The sequence below is a fragment of the Streptomyces albireticuli genome (genome assembly GCF_021228125.1).
GTDB classification, from domain to species: Bacteria; Actinomycetota; Actinomycetes; order Streptomycetales; family Streptomycetaceae; genus Streptomyces; species Streptomyces albireticuli.
This window is the reverse complement of record NZ_JAJQQS010000003.1, coordinates 434578-448827: the sequence shown is the minus strand read 5'-3', so window position 1 is coordinate 448827 and position 14250 is coordinate 434578. Positions and strand designations below refer to the sequence as shown.

The following is a 14250-nucleotide window of genomic DNA, read 5'->3' as shown; positions in this document are numbered from 1 at the left end:
GCGGGGGCCGCGCGGGCGCCTACGTTGACCTCTGTCGATCACCACCGTCGAGCACGTCCGCCGAGCACGTACGCCGTGGCACAGGAGGCCTTGTCCGTGAGCGATTCACCCCCCGGCACACTCGACGAGGACCGCGCCGAGGGCCTGTTCACGTGACGCCCGGGCGGGGGCCGGTCCCTCGCGCCGGGTGCTGGTTCACCGTCCTTCCCGACGGCCCGCACGCGTCCACGGCCGTGCGCCGGCTGCGCGGCCGCGGCTGCCGGACCGTGGCGCACGCCTCGGGCCGGCCGTGGCTGCTGGGCTGCTGGACGGACGACGAGCTGGTGGTGGCCTGTCAGGGCGAGGTGCGACTGGCGGTGGCCGGGCCCTGTTCGCTCGGCGGGGCGGAGCTCGCGGGGCGGCTGCGTGGCGTCCGTTCACCGTTCGACGTCGAGGACGCCCTGCGCGGCGCGCACGGCGGCTTCCACGTCCTCGCCTCGCTGGCCGGGGAGGTCTACGCCCGGGGCTCGCTCTCCGGGGCCCGGCGGCTGTACTGGACGTCGGTCGACGGTACGGCGGTGGCCGCGGACCGGGCCCGGACGCTGGCCTGGCTGACGGACGCCGACCCGGACCCCGCCCAGCTGGCCGCGCGCCTGGCCGGGCCCGGTCTGCCGTATCCGCTGGACGGCGGTGCCATGTGGTGCGGGGTGCACACGGTTCCGCCCGGCGACGCGCTCCGGCTGGACCGGGACGGCAACGGCGGCGCGGTACGGCGCTGGTGGCTGCCGCCGCCCGTGGGGCTGTCGGTGGCCGAGGGGGCGCCCGGGCTGCTGGCGGCGCTGCGGGAGGCGGTGTCCCTCCGGGTGACGCCGGGCCGGGCGCTGGGCGCGGACCTGTCGGGCGGCCCGGCCGCCACGGCGCTGTGCCTGCTGGCCGCGGAGGCGGGGGCCCGGCTGGTGACGTCGGGGGCGCCGGGGCCGGGCGGGGGGCTCGACGACGGAGTGCCGGGAGCGTGGGACACGGGCTGCGGGCTGCCGGGCGGCGTGCGGGGGTGGGGCGGCCTGCCGGGCCGAGGGCCCGGCGCGGCCGGGGGCCCGGGTCCCGGGTGGGGCGGTGCCCTCGGCCCGGCGTCCACCGGTCCCGGCCTGCCCGCGTGGGGGCGCCGCGAGCCGGGTGACGAACCGTCGGCCGGGCTGCGCGACCGCGCGCGGCGGCGCGGGCCGGCGAGTGTGCTGAGCGCGCAGGGGGCGAGCCGGCTGCTGCTGGGGCACGGCGGTGACGCGGCGGTGCGTCCGCCCGGCGCGTACGTCCACGCGCTGGTGCGGGACCGGCCCGTGGCGGGGCTGTGGCACGCCTTCGGCCATCGGGCACGCCTGGGGTGGTCGCCGGGCGACACCGCGCGGATGCTGCTCGACCGGGGCTCGTACCGGGACTGGCTGGGCGCGGCGGCCGACGGGCTGGACCTGGCGGCGGAGGGCACGGGGGCGCCGCACCGCTGGGGGGCGCTTCCCGCGCTGCCGCCGTGGGCGAGCGAGGAGTGCGTGGAGCTCGTGCGCGACCTGCTGCTGGGGGCGGCGGCCGGTGAGGTGGAGCCGCTGGCGGCGGACCGGGGACGGCACGCGTGGGTGCAGCGGATCCAGCGGGCGGGGCGGGCGGCCGCGTTCACCGTGCAGGACTCGGCGGCGGTCGGGCTCCCGTCGGACGCGCCGTTCTGCGACGACGGTGTCCTCGGCGCCTGTCTGGCGGTCCGCCCGGAGGAGGCGGGTACCCCCTGGGCGTACCGGCCGCTGCTGATCGAGGCCATGCGGGGCGTCCGCGCGGAGGAGTTCCGGCCACGGGTCGCGGAAGACGGGGCGCCGCCCGTGCCCGGCGAGGAGGCGTGGGGGGAGCGGGGGACGGATCCGGTGGCCTGGGTGGACGAGTCGCTGCTGGTGGCCGCGGGGCTGGCCGACGAGGAGGCGCTGCGGGAGGCCGTGCTCGGCGCCGGCCCGCCCGGGAGCGGAGTGGGCCGGTGGGAGCGGACGCTGGCGGTAGAGGCGTGGCTGCGCGAGCTCGCGGATCATCCCGTTCCGTCCGCCGTGGAGCCGTGCGAGCACGACGCCCGGGTGACGCTCTGAGCGGCGGGGCGGGCGCGGCCCCCCTCGACGGACCGTCGACTTCCGCTCGAACGGGACGCGCCGCAGGTGAATTTTCGCGACCTCCTTGTGCCGATTGATCCTGTTCTGTTCCACCTGTGTCACACCCGGCAGCGCCCTCACCCCTTGCGCCGGATACGGGGTGGGGGTATATCTGTACCCCGTCGGGAGAGATACCCCCTAGGGGTATCAAGCACAGAGAGAGGGAGCGGGCCATGGCCACCACAGCCCCACGCACGGCCACCACGACCACGACCGCCGGGACGGCCGGGGCCGAGGTGGAGCTCACCATCGGCGGGATGACGTGCGCGTCGTGCGCCGCGCGGATCGAGAAGAAGCTCAACCGCGTGGAGGGCGTGACCGCCGTGGTCAACTACGCCACGGAGAAGGCCCGGGTCTCCTACGGCGGCGAGCTGACGGTCGGCGATCTGATCGCGACGGTGGAGGCGACGGGGTACACGGCCGCGCCGGTCAGGCCGTCCGGCCCGCCCGCCGCCGGCGACGGGGAGGCCGCGGAAGGCGCGGAGGAGACGGGCGAACTCCGGTCGATACGGCAGCGGTTGGTGACCGCGGTGGCGCTGGCCGTGCCCGTCGTCGTCCTGGCGATGGTGCCGGCCTGGCAGTTCACCTACTGGCAGTGGCTGTCCCTCACACTGACCGCGCCGGTCGTCACATACGCGGCCTGGCCCTTCCACCGGGCCGCGTGGACGAACGCCCGGCACGGCGCGGCCACCATGGACACCCTGGTCTCGATCGGGACCTCGGCCGCGTTCCTGTGGTCGCTGTGGGCGCTGTTCCTCGGCAGCGCCGGGATGCCCGGTATGACGCACGGCTTCGACCTGACCGTCTCGCGGAGCGACGGCGCGGGGAACATCTATCTGGAGGCCGCGGCCGGCGTGACCGCGTTCATCCTGGCCGGGCGCTACTTCGAGGCGCGCTCCAAGCGCAAGGCCGGGGCGGCGCTGCGGGCCCTGCTGGAGCTGGGCGCCAAGGAGGTCACCGTGCTGCGCGGCGGCCGGGAGGCCCTGATCCCCGTCGCGGAGCTGATGACGGGCGACCGCTTCCTCGTCCGGCCCGGTGAGAAGATCGCGACCGACGGCCGGGTGGTGGAGGGCGGCTCGGCGGTGGACGCCTCCATGCTGACCGGTGAGTCCGTGCCCGTGGAGGTCGGCGCGGGTGACGCCGTCACCGGTGGCACCCTCAACGCGGGCGGGCGGCTCGTCGTCGAGGCCACCCGCGTCGGTGCCGACACCCAGCTCGCGCGGATGGCGCGGATGGTGGAGGAGGCGCAGCACGGGAAGGCGGCCGCGCAGCGGCTGGCCGACCGGGTGTCCGCCGTGTTCGTGCCCGTCGTCATCGCCCTGGCCCTCGGCACGCTGGTGTTCTGGCTGGCGAGCGGCGCGGGGGCGGCCGCCGCGTTCACGGCGGCCGTGGCGGTGCTGATCATCGCCTGCCCGTGCGCCCTGGGCCTCGCCACCCCGACGGCGCTGATGGTGGGCACGGGGCGCGGCGCCCAGCTGGGGATCCTCATCAAGGGGCCCGAGGTCCTGGAGACGACCCGCGCGGTGGACACCGTCGTCCTGGACAAGACGGGGACCGTCACCACCGGCCGGATGACGCTGCTGCGGACGCACACCGCGGAGGGCGTCTCCGAGACCGAGGCCCTGCGGCTGGCGGGCGCGCTGGAGCACGCTTCCGAGCACCCCGTGGCGCGTGCGGTCGCGGCCGGTGCCGCCGCCCGGGTGGGCGGGCTTCCGGTTCCGGAGGGCTTCGTGAACGTCCCCGGGCTCGGGGTGCGCGGGGTCGTGGACGGGCACACGGTGCTCGTGGGCCGGGAGGGGCTGCTGCGCGCGGAGGAGCCCGGGGCGGCCGTCCTCCCCGCGGAGCTGGCGCGGGCCCGGTCGGCCGCCGAGGCCGCGGGCCGCACGGCCGTCGTCGTGGCCTGGGACGGTGCGGCGCGCGCCGTGCTGGAGGTCGCGGACGCCGTCAAGGACACCAGCCCCGAGGCGATCCGCCGGCTGCGAGCGCTCGGTCTCACCCCGATCCTGCTCACCGGCGACAACAGGGCGGTCGCGGAGGCCGTGGCCGCCGAGGTCGGCATCGACGAGGTCATCGCCGAGGTCATGCCGCAGGACAAGGTCGACGTGGTCAAGCGGCTCCAGGCCGAGGGCCGTTCGGTGGCGATGGTCGGCGACGGCGTCAACGACGCGGCCGCGCTGGCCCAGGCCGATCTCGGGCTGGCGATGGGCACCGGTACCGACGCCGCCATCGAGGCGGGCGACCTCACGCTCGTCCGTGGCGACCTGCGCGCGGCGGCCGACGCCATCCGCCTCGCGCGGCGGACGCTGGGCACCATCCGGACGAACCTCTTCTGGGCCTTCGCCTACAACGTGGCGGCGCTGCCGCTGGCGGCCACCGGGCTGCTCAACCCGATGATCGCGGGGGCGGCCATGGCGTTCTCGTCGGTCTTCGTGGTCGGCAACAGCCTGCGCCTGCGGCGGTTCCGGGCCGGGGTCTGAGCCTTCGCGCGAGAACGCGAAGAGCGGGAGTGAAGCGTGCCGGCCGGACCCCGGGGGTCCGGCCGGCTTCGCGTCGCCGGTCCGGTGTCAGCGGGTGACGACCTTGTGGGCCGGGGTGACCTCGGGCCGGAGGTCGCCGTACCCGAGGTCGGTGATGATCGGGCCGAGCAGCTTGCCGAACTCCTCGAACGCCTCGACGGACTCCCAGACGTCGGTGACCCGCCAGCCGCCGTCGACCGGTCCCGTGGCGTGCGAGAGGAGGCCGGGGACGGGCAGGTCCGCCGGACTGGTGAAGCCCTGTCCCCCGGTGAGGCGCTCGACGCACGCCTCGTAGAGCTCCGGCCCCACTCCGGGGACGTTGAAGGTGACGATGACGGCCATGGTTCGCGCTCCTGTCGGTGACGGTTCCGCAGGGCCCGGGGCACGCGGTCCGCGCGCTCCGGCCCTCGACGCCCCCTCTGACTCCCCCTTCCGTGGCCAGGGCATACCCGGCCGTGAAGGCTCGTCGGCGCGTTCGGGGGCGGCCCGTTGGCTCGGGCGCGGGGGGCGCCGGGGACAGGGCACACCGCTTGTCGTTCGGCCCCCCGGCCGTGGCGGGTGTGCCGCGACGGGCCCCGGGGAGGCGCCGGGCGGAGAGCCCGCGCAACGAGGAAGGCCCTCCGCGGAAACCGCGGAGGGCCTTCTGTTCACCGGTGCGCCACCAGGGACTCGAACCCCGGACCTGCTGATTAAGAGTCAGCCGCTCTGACCAACTGAGCTAGCGGCGCGAGAGGAACTTTACCTCATCCGATGATCGGATCGCACCACGGAAGCCGGACGAACCCGGACAGCTGACCGTACAGCGAACGGCGAAGGGGTTCCGTTCATCTCAAAAGAGTGAAACCCGCTGGTAGTTCACTAACAGCGGCAGACTCGGAAATGTCTCTCCTTCATGGAGCACAGTGGCCTTTCCACCGTCACGCACCATGGACCCATCGCCGTCGTCGGCGCGGCCTGCCGCCTGCCCGGTGGCATCCGCGACCTCGGCGGACTCTGGTCCGCGCTCGTCGAGGAGCGGGACCTCATCAGCCCGGCGCCACCGGCCGACCGGCTCGACGCGGCCCGCTTCTCCGACCCCGACCCCGAGCGGCCGGGGAAGGCGTACACGATGGCCGGGGGCTATCTGGAGAACATCGCCGGGTTCGACCCGGAGTACTTCGGGATCTCCCCGCGCGAGGCGAAGCACATGGACCCGCAGCAGCGGCTGCTGCTGGAGATGACGGCCGAGGCGTTCGACGACGCGGCCCTCGACACGGCGGCCCTGGCCGGATCGGACACCGCGGTGTTCGTCGGGGTCAGCGACGTCTCGTACGGCGCCCTCCAGATGGCCCGCTACGACGAGATCACCGCGTACTCCATGAGCGGCTCGGCCCTGTCGATCACCGCCAACCGCCTGTCGTACGTCTTCGACCTGCGGGGCCCCAGCATGGCGGTGGACACCGCCTGTTCGTCCTCGCTCGTCGCGCTGCACCAGGCGTGCGAGACGCTGCGCGCGGGCCACGCCCGGCTGGCCGTGGCGGGCGGGGTGAACGTCCTGCTCAGCCCGTTCCCGTACATCGGGTTCTCGCGGGCGCTGATGCTCTCCCCGCGCGGGCGCTGCGCGACGTTCTCCGCCGCGGCGGACGGCTACGTCCGCTCCGAGGGCGGCGGGGTGGTGGTGCTCAAGCGGCTGGCCGACGCGCTCGCCGACGGCGACCGGGTGCACGCGGTCGTCGCCGCCAGCGGGTCCAACTGCGACGGCGGCACCTCGGGCATGACGGTGCCGAGCGCGCGGATGCAGCGGCGTCTGCTGCGCGAGGTGTACGAGCGGGCCGGCGCCGGCCCGGACCAGGTGCTGTACTTCGAGGCGCACGGCACGGGCACGCCGATCGGGGACCCGCTGGAGTGCCGGGCGGTCGGCGAGGCACTGGGCGCGCGGCGGACGGCCGGGCCGCTGCCGATCGGTTCGGTGAAGACCAACCTCGGGCACACGGAACCGGCTTCCGGCGTGGTGGGGCTCCTCAAGGCGCTGCTGGTGCTGCGGCACGGCCTCGTCCCGGTCTCGCTGCACGGGACGCCGGCCAACCCGGAGATCGACTTCGCCGCCCTGAACCTCTCCCCCGTGGCGGCCGCGTTCCCGCTGCCCGCTGTCGCCGGTGGCGTGGTGGGGGTGAACAGCTTCGGCTTCGGCGGGGCCAACGCCCATGCGGTGCTCGCCCCGGCGCCGGTACGGCCCGTGGCGGACGTGCCGGAACGGCGCGGCCCGCTGCCGCTGGTGGTCTCCGGGCGGACCCGCCGGGCGCTGGCGCAGGCGGCCGGGGCGATGGCCGGGCGGCTGGCCGGCGCCGAGGACGGGCGGGAGTTCTACGACCTGTGCTGGACGGCCTCCCGGCGGCGCACCCGGCACCCGCACCGGGCGGCCGTGCTCGCGGACGGCCCGGGGGACGCCGCCGGGCAGCTGGCCGAGCTGGCGGACGAGGAGACGTCCCCGGCGGGCGCGGCCCGGGCGGAGCGGGCCCCGGCGGGCGGTGTCGTCTTCGTCTTCTGCGGCAACGGCACCCAGTGGGCCGGGATGGGCGCGGCCCTGATGGCGGACGAGCCCGTCTTCCGCGCGGCCGTCGAGGCCGCCGATACGTATCTGCGGCCGCTGCTGGGCTGGTCGGTGGCCGAGCTGCTGGCCGCCGGGCCGGAGGAGGGCGGCGTGGCGGAGCGGATGGCCGGCACCGGCACCGCGCAGCCGGCGCTGTTCGCCTTCCAGCTCGGGCTGGTGGCGCTGCTGGCGGAGTACGGGGTGCGCCCGGACGCCGTCCTGGGGCACAGCGTGGGCGAGGTCGCGGCGGCCCGCGTCTGCGGGGCGCTGGATCCGGCGGACGCCGCGCGGGTGGTGGCCGGGCGGAGCCTCGTCCAGGCCCGTACGGCCGGTACGGGCCGGATGGCCGCGGTCGGGATGGGCGAGGAGGAGGCGGCGGAGGCGCTCGCCGCCCACGGCGGGCGGCTGGAGATCGCCGCCGTCAACAGCGCCCGGGACGTGACCGTTTCGGGAGAGCCCGGGGCGCTGCGGGCACTGGGCCGGGAACTGGCCGCGCGCGAGGTGCCGTTCCGGGAGCTGCCCGTGGACCACGGCTTCCACAGCGCGGCGATGGACGTCGTCGAGGAGCCGCTGCGGGCGGCCCTGGCGGGGCTCGTGCCCGGGGCGCCGCGGCTGCCGATGGTCTCGACGGTGACCGGCGGGCGCGTCGGGGCCGGCGAGCTCGACGCGGCGTACTGGTGGCACAACGCCCGCAGGCCCGTGCGGTTCGCGGACGCGGTGGGGAGTCTCGCCGCGGAGGGGATCGCGGCCGTGGTGGAGATCGCGCCGCAGCCGACCCTGGCCGGAGTGCTGAACCGGATCGCGGCCGACGCGCCGGGCGGGGCGTTCCCGGTGCTCTCCCCGGTGGGCCGCGAACGGTGCACCGGGCGGGCGGTGCGGCGGACGGCCGCGCGGCTGCTGGCCGCCGGGGCGGGTGACGGCGCCCGGTGGTTCCCCCGGCCCGGGTCCGTGGCCGATCTGCCGGCCTACCCCTGGCAGCGCGAGACGTACTGGCACGGCAGGCCCGAGAACTGGGTGCGGACCAGCGGCGACGGGGTGCTGGTGCACCCGCTGCTGGGCGAGCGCGCCCCCGTCCTGGAGCCGACCTGGCACACGCCGGTGGAGCGCACGCGCACCCCCTGGCTGGCCGACCACCGCGTCGCGGGGGCCGTGGTGATGCCCGCCACCGGCTACGTCGAACTGGCGCTGGCCGCCGGGCGGCAGGTCTTCGGCGGCCCGGCGGAGCTGGACGACCTGGAGATCGTACGGGCGCTGCCGCTGCCGTGGGACGCCACGATGGACGTCCGGCTGCAGACGTCGCTGTGCGACGAGGACGGCGTGGTCCGCGTCGCCAGCCGCAACGGCGACGCGGGCGGCTGGCGGCTGCACGCCCGCGGTCTGGTCCGGCGGCTCGCCGCCGAGCGGCCGCCGCCGGTGGACGTGGCCCGGGTGCGGGAGCCGCTGGCGCGCCGTGTGGGTGCGGCGGAGCACTACGGCCCGCTGGCCGCGGCCGGTCTGGAGTACGGGCCGGCGTTCCGGGTGCTGCGGGAGCTGTGGGTCGGTCCGGGACCGGAGGGACGGGACGAGGGGGAGGTGCTGGCGGCTTACCACTGCGCGCCCTCGGACGACGGCTACGGCGGGTACGTCGTCCATCCGGCGCTGCTGGACGGCGCGTTGCAGGCGGGCGCGCCGCTGCTGGCGGGCGCCGGTTGCGGCTATCTGCCGTCGCACGTCGGCCGGGTCCGGCAGTGGGCGGAGCCACCGGAGCGGGGGCTGGTGCGGGTGCGGCAGCGCTCCCGTACGCCCCGCGAGGTGGTGTGGGACGTCACGGTGACCGGCGAGGACGGCGCGGTGGCGGTGGAGCTGACGGGCTGCCGGCTGCTGCGGCTGCCGTTGCCCGCCGCCGACCGGGGCGAGGAGTTCGTCTGTGTGCTGCGCGCCGCGCCGCTGCCGGGTCAGCCGGTGCCGGCCCGGGTGCTGCCGGGGCCCCGGGAGGTGGCCGGGGCGGCGGGGGACGCGCTGGCGCGGCTGCGGGAGTCCGCCGGGACCGCGCGGTACACCGCGGTGGACGCCGTGCTGCGGAGGCTCCTCGGGGCGAGTGCGGCGCGGGCGTTCGCGGCGTTGCTCCCCGGGCGCGCGGTCTTCGCCTTCGACGACCTGCTCGACGCGGGGGTGCTGCCCCGGCACGAGAAGCTCGTGCGGCTGCTGGCGCGGGCGGCCGTGCGGGAGGGGCTGCTCGCCGAGGACGGGGAGGGCTGGCGGGTGCTCGGCGCCGGGCAACTGCCCGACCCGACGCGGCTGTCCGGTCTCGCCGGCCATCTGCCTTCCTGCGTGCTGAACGCGCGGGCCGCCCTGCGTCTGCCGGCGCTCCTGTGCGGGCGGCGCGATCCGCTGGAGCTGCTGTTCCAGGACAGCGGCCCGGAGACCGTCCAGCAGTTCTACGACCTCAACCCGCCCGCCGCGTTCCACAACCGGATGGCGGCGGAGCTGCTGCGCGAGCTCGTCCGCGGCTGGCCGGCGGACCGGCCGTTGCGGGTGCTGGAGGCGGGCGCCGGCACGGGCGGGCTGACCGCGCACCTGCTGCCCCTGCTGGACGCCCGTGCCCGGTACGTGTTCACGGACGTCTCCGGGGCGTTCTTCCCGGCGGCCCGGGCCCGGTTCGAGGCGTACGACGGGCTGATGTCGTACCGCGTCCTCGATCTGGACGCCGACCCGGTGGAGCAGGGCTTCGAGGAGGGCGCGTTCGACGTGGTCGTGGCCGGGTTCGCCCTGCACACGGCGGCGGACCTGCGGGCGGCCCTGCGGCGGCTCGCCCGGCTGCTGGTGCCCGGCGGCCATCTGCTGGGCCTGGAGTTCCACGAGCCGGAGACCCTGGCCCTGATGTTCGGCACGCTGGAGGACTTCTGGCACACCGAGGACCCCGAGATCCGCCCGGACTCCCTCCTGCTGCCGCGTGAGCGGTGGCCAGCCGTGCTCGCGGGCAGCGGCTTCGAGGAGCCGCTCCTGCTGGGCGCCGGCACCTCGCCCCTCCGGGAGCACCTCTCGGTGCTCTTCGCCCGGACCCCGGTGGGCGCCCCGGAGCCGGATCCGCCGGAGACCGGCGCCGCCCCGGAGACCGACGGGGTGTCGTGGACCCTGGTCGTCGAGGACGAGGAGGAGCGCGGCTTCGCGGAACTGCTGGCCGCGCGGCTCGGCGCGGCCGGGGCCGGTGCGCGGGTGGTGCCGGTGCCGGACGGCCCGGAGGCGTGGCGGGAGCTCCTCGGGCGGGAGCCGGACAGCGCGGTGGCGCTGCTGCTCGGCCGGGGCCCGGACCGGGACGCCGAGGGCGACCCGGTCGCCTGTGCCGGGACCGCCGTCCGCCGGGCCGCCGTCCTGCGGTCGCTGGCGGTGGCCGACGCGGCTCCGGCGGACGGGTGGTCCCGCCGGTTCGTCCTGGTCACCCACCCCAGTGGTGCCCTGCCCGCCCCGGAGCGCCCGGCTTTCCCCGGGCAGGCCGCCGCCTGGGGCGTGGCCCGCACCCTGGCCAACGAGACGGCCGTGACGGTGCGGCGGATCTCGCTGGACCGCGGCGCCGACCCGGCCGGGGACGCGGCGCGCCTGGCCCACGAGCTGCTCGCCGGCGCGTCCGGCGAGGAGGCGGTGGAGGACGAGGTCGCGCTGACCCGCGGCGGCCGGTTCGTCGCCCGCGTGGAGCGGCCGGTGCCCGCAACGGAGGTGGTGGAGCCGGACGGCGGGGTCGCGTACCGGCTGCGCGTCGACGGCCAGGGCCTGGCCTTCGGCCTCGCGTGGACCGAGGCCCCCCGCCCGGCCGCCCCGGGCCCGGGGGAGATCGTCATCGCGGTGCGGGCGGCGGCGCTGAACTACCGCGACGTGATGGTCGCCACCGGGCTGCTGCCCCCCGTGGCCGAGGACGGGGTGTCCTCGGAGGAGTTCCTGGGCCTGGAGGGTGCCGGGACGGTCACGGCCGTCGGCGAGGGCGTCGGGCACCTGGCCGTCGGGGACCGGGTGTTCGGTGTGCTCCCGGGCTCCTTCGCCTCGTACGTGCGGGTCCCCGCCGCCGCCGTGCGGCCGATGCCGGCGGGTCTGACGTTCTGCGAGGCGGCGACGCTCCCGGTGGCGTTCTTCACGGTCCATCACAGCCTGCGGCACCTCGCCGGGCTGCGGGCGGGCGAGACGCTGCTCGTCCACGGGGCGGCCGGCGGGATCGGCATGGCCGCCGGCCAGTACGCCCGGCTGGCCGGGGCCCGGGTGATCGCGACGGCGGGCAGCCCTGCCAAGCGCGACCTGGCGCACGCCGCCGGGGCCGAACTCGTGCTGGACTCGCGCGGTCACGGGTTCGCCGACCGGATCCGCCGGCACACCGGCGGCCGGGGCGTCGACGTCGTGCTCAACTCCCTCGGCGGGGAGGCCGCGGCCCGCTCCCGTGAACTGCTCGCCCCGGGCGGCCGGTTCATCGAGCTGGGCAAGCGCGACATCTACGGCAACCAGCGCATGCTGCAGAAGCCCCTGGCGGCCAACGCCACCCACTGCGTCGTCGACGCGGCGCAGCTGGCCTGGCAGGCGCCCGGGCACACCGGGAAGGTGTTCGACGAGGTGCTCGCCCGGGTGCGCGCCGGGGAGTATCTGCCCCTCCTCCACCAGGCGTACCCCGCGCACCGTGTCGACGAGGCATTCCGCCTCATGCAGCACTCCAAGCACATCGGCAAGCTCGTCGTCACCTTCGACGATCCCGTGCCGGTCCGCCGCTCCCCCCGCCCGGCGGAGGCGGAGACCGAGGGCACCTGTCTGATCACCGGCGGCCTCGGCGGGTTCGGGGCGGAGACGGCTCGGTGGCTGGCCGGGCGCGGCACCCGTCACCTCGCCCTGGCGGGCCGCCGCGGCGGGACGACCCCCGGGGCCGGGGAGCTCCTGGCGGAGCTGCGCGGACTCGGGGCGGACGTCCGGGCGTACGCCGCCGACGTCGGCGACCCCGCGGCGGTACGGCGGCTGGTGGCGGACATCGAGGCCACCGGGCACCCGGTGCGGAGCGTCGTGCACGCCGCCATGCACCTCGACGACGACGTCCTCACCGAGCTCACCGACGACCGGCTCCGGGCGGTCCTCGCCCCGAAGTGGACCGGCGCCCTGCTGCTGGACGCGCTGTGCCCGGAGGCGGACCTCCTCGTCCACTCCTCGCTCAGCGCGCTGGTCGGGACGCCGCGGCAGGCCGGTTACGTGGCCGCGAACCTCGCGATGGAGGCCCTGGTGCGCGCCCGGCGGGCGGCGGGCCGCCCCGGGCTGGCCGTGGCCTGGGGCGCCCTCGGCCGCGTCGGCTATGTGGCGCGCAACGACCTGACCGGGTCACTGACCGCCATGGGCCTCCTGCCGGTCGATCCCCGGGACGCCCTCGCCGCCCTGGACGGGTTCCGGGGCCGGGGGGCCGAACGCGCCGTTCTCGCCCGGTGCGACTGGAGCCGGATGTCCGTGCTCGCTCCTTCGCTGCGCCGCCCCCGGTTCGCCCCGGTGCTGCCCGCCCCGGTCGAGGGCGGCGACCTGCTCCTGGAGGAACTCCTGGAACGGCTCGCCGCGGCCACCCCGGCGGAGGCCGAGGCGATGGTCGAGGACCTGATCACCGCCATGGTCGCCGACGTCCTGCACATGCCGCCGGACGAGGTCGACCGGCACCGGCCCATGCAGGAGTACGGCATGGACTCCCTCATGGGCATGGAGATGCTCGCCAAGTTCCGCAAGAACCTCGACCAGGAGGTCCCCGTGATGGAGTTCCTGCACTCGGACGGCTCCGTCCGCGGCATCACCGAGGCCGTCCTGCCCCATCTGCTGAAACAGGCGCGCGCGAGCGCCTCGGCCCGGGCGCTCCCGGGCCTGCCCGCCGCGCCCGTCGCCGGCCGTCCGGCGGGTGGCCCGTGACCGTCGTGCTGACCGGCGCCACCGGCTTCCTCGGCTCCCGGCTGCTGCGCGGACTGCTGGCCACGGGGACCGCCCCGGTCACGGTGCTCGGCCGGGACGGGCGGCGGCCCCTGGCCGAGCGGGTGACGGGCGCGCTGCGCGACTGCGGGGCCGGCGAGGACGAACTCCTGCGCGCCCGGCGGCGGGTGACGGCCGTCCCGGTCGACCTGACCCGGCCGCGGCTCGGGCTGACGCCCGACGCGCACCGGTGGCTGGGCGAGCGGGCCACGTCGATCTGGCACTGCGCGGCGGCGCTGTCGCTGGTGGACACGGAGGCCACGCTCACCCCGGTGAACGTCACCGGTACCTGCCGCCTCACGGAACTCGCCGACCACGCACCCGCCGAAGTGCCCTTCCTGCACATCAGCACCGCCTATGTGAGCGACGGACCCGCACCGGACTCCCGGGAGCGGCGCGCCGCCCCGGCCCTGGCCGACGCCTTCACCGGCTACCAGCGGACCAAGCGGCGGGCCGAGGAGGTCGTGCGCGCCTGGGCCGACGGGCGGCGCCCGGCCCTGGTGCTGCGCCCGAGCGTCCTGGCCACCGACGGCCCGCTCCCCGACACGGCCGCCCAGCAGCCGCTGTCCACCCTCGGTGCCGGGCTGCGCACCGTGATCGAGCAGGTGCCGCCGTCGCTGCGCGGCCTCCTGCTCGGCAGGCGGGCGGGGCTGCCCCGGCTGCGCGTCCGGCTGCTGGGCGACCCCGCCGCCCGGGTGAACATCGTCCCCGTCGAGTACGTCGTCGACGCCATGCTGCGCCTGGCGGCGCTGCCGCACCCGCCGGGAGTGACGACCTATCCCCTGGTCCACCCCGCCGAGACCCCGGCGAGGTCGCTGGTCGCCGCCGTCGCCGAACTGCTCCCCGGCGTCGAGCTGATCCTCCAGCCCGTCGTCGACCGGCCCAACTTCGTCGAGCGGCAGATCAATCCGGTCCTCGCGAACCTCCTCCGGCACGACTGGCGGAGCCGGGCGGACGGCTGTGTCCCGCTCCGGCACGCCCTGCCCGGTCTGCCCTCCCCCGCCCCCGTCGACGGCGCGTATCTGCGCGCCGCCATGAACGTCCGTCTTCCCGTGTCCCCTTGAGA

5 protein-coding genes and 1 tRNA gene are annotated in these 14250 nt (G+C 76.7%); 4 read left to right on the top strand and 2 right to left on the bottom strand.

Going from position 1 to position 14250, the window contains the following annotated elements; all coding sequences use genetic code 11:
- The first annotated feature begins 152 nt into the window (after positions 1 to 152).
- On the top strand, positions 153 to 2096 hold the full coding sequence (locus LUZ64_RS06650) for an asparagine synthase-related protein (RefSeq protein ID WP_232389758.1): 1944 nt from the start codon (positions 153 to 155) through the stop codon (positions 2094 to 2096).
- A gap of 233 nt (positions 2097 to 2329) precedes the next feature.
- Entirely contained in the window at positions 2330 to 4633 is a 2304-nt protein-coding gene (locus LUZ64_RS06645; protein WP_095578720.1) for a heavy metal translocating P-type ATPase, read from the top strand.
- 87 nt (positions 4634 to 4720) lie between these two features.
- On the opposite strand, the gene LUZ64_RS06640 is transcribed toward LUZ64_RS06645, so the two are convergent.
- The gene (locus LUZ64_RS06640) at positions 4721 to 5014 is read right to left on the bottom strand and encodes a hypothetical protein (RefSeq protein WP_095578719.1); all 294 of its coding nucleotides are present in this window, start codon (positions 5012 to 5014) and stop codon (positions 4721 to 4723) included.
- Between the two features lie 312 nt (positions 5015 to 5326).
- Positions 5327 to 5400: transfer RNA gene (locus tag LUZ64_RS06635), tRNA-Lys, on the bottom strand.
- 164 nt (positions 5401 to 5564) lie between these two features.
- On the opposite strand from LUZ64_RS06635, the gene LUZ64_RS06630 reads away from it, so the two are divergent.
- Both LUZ64_RS06630 and LUZ64_RS06625 read left to right on the top strand, forming a co-directional pair.
- Complete coding sequence (locus LUZ64_RS06630; RefSeq protein ID WP_095578718.1) at positions 5565 to 13127, top strand: type I polyketide synthase; 7563 nt, start codon at positions 5565 to 5567, stop codon at positions 13125 to 13127.
- Positions 13124 to 14248 carry an SDR family oxidoreductase gene (locus tag LUZ64_RS06625; RefSeq protein ID WP_095578717.1) on the top strand — a complete coding sequence of 375 codons (1125 nt, stop codon included), beginning with the start codon at positions 13124 to 13126 and terminating at the stop codon, positions 14246 to 14248. The genes LUZ64_RS06630 and LUZ64_RS06625 overlap by 4 nt, the downstream gene beginning before the upstream one ends.
- The last annotated feature ends 2 nt before the right edge of the window (positions 14249 to 14250 follow it).

Coding starts and splice junctions, on each gene's coding strand:
- LUZ64_RS06640 (WP_095578719.1), bottom strand. CDS start 5,014: ATGGCCGTCATCGTCACCTTCAACGTCCCCGGAGTGGGGCCGGAGCTC.
- LUZ64_RS06630 (WP_095578718.1), top strand. CDS start 5,565: ATGGAGCACAGTGGCCTTTCCACCGTCACGCACCATGGACCCATCGCC.
- LUZ64_RS06645 (WP_095578720.1), top strand. CDS start 2,330: ATGGCCACCACAGCCCCACGCACGGCCACCACGACCACGACCGCCGGG.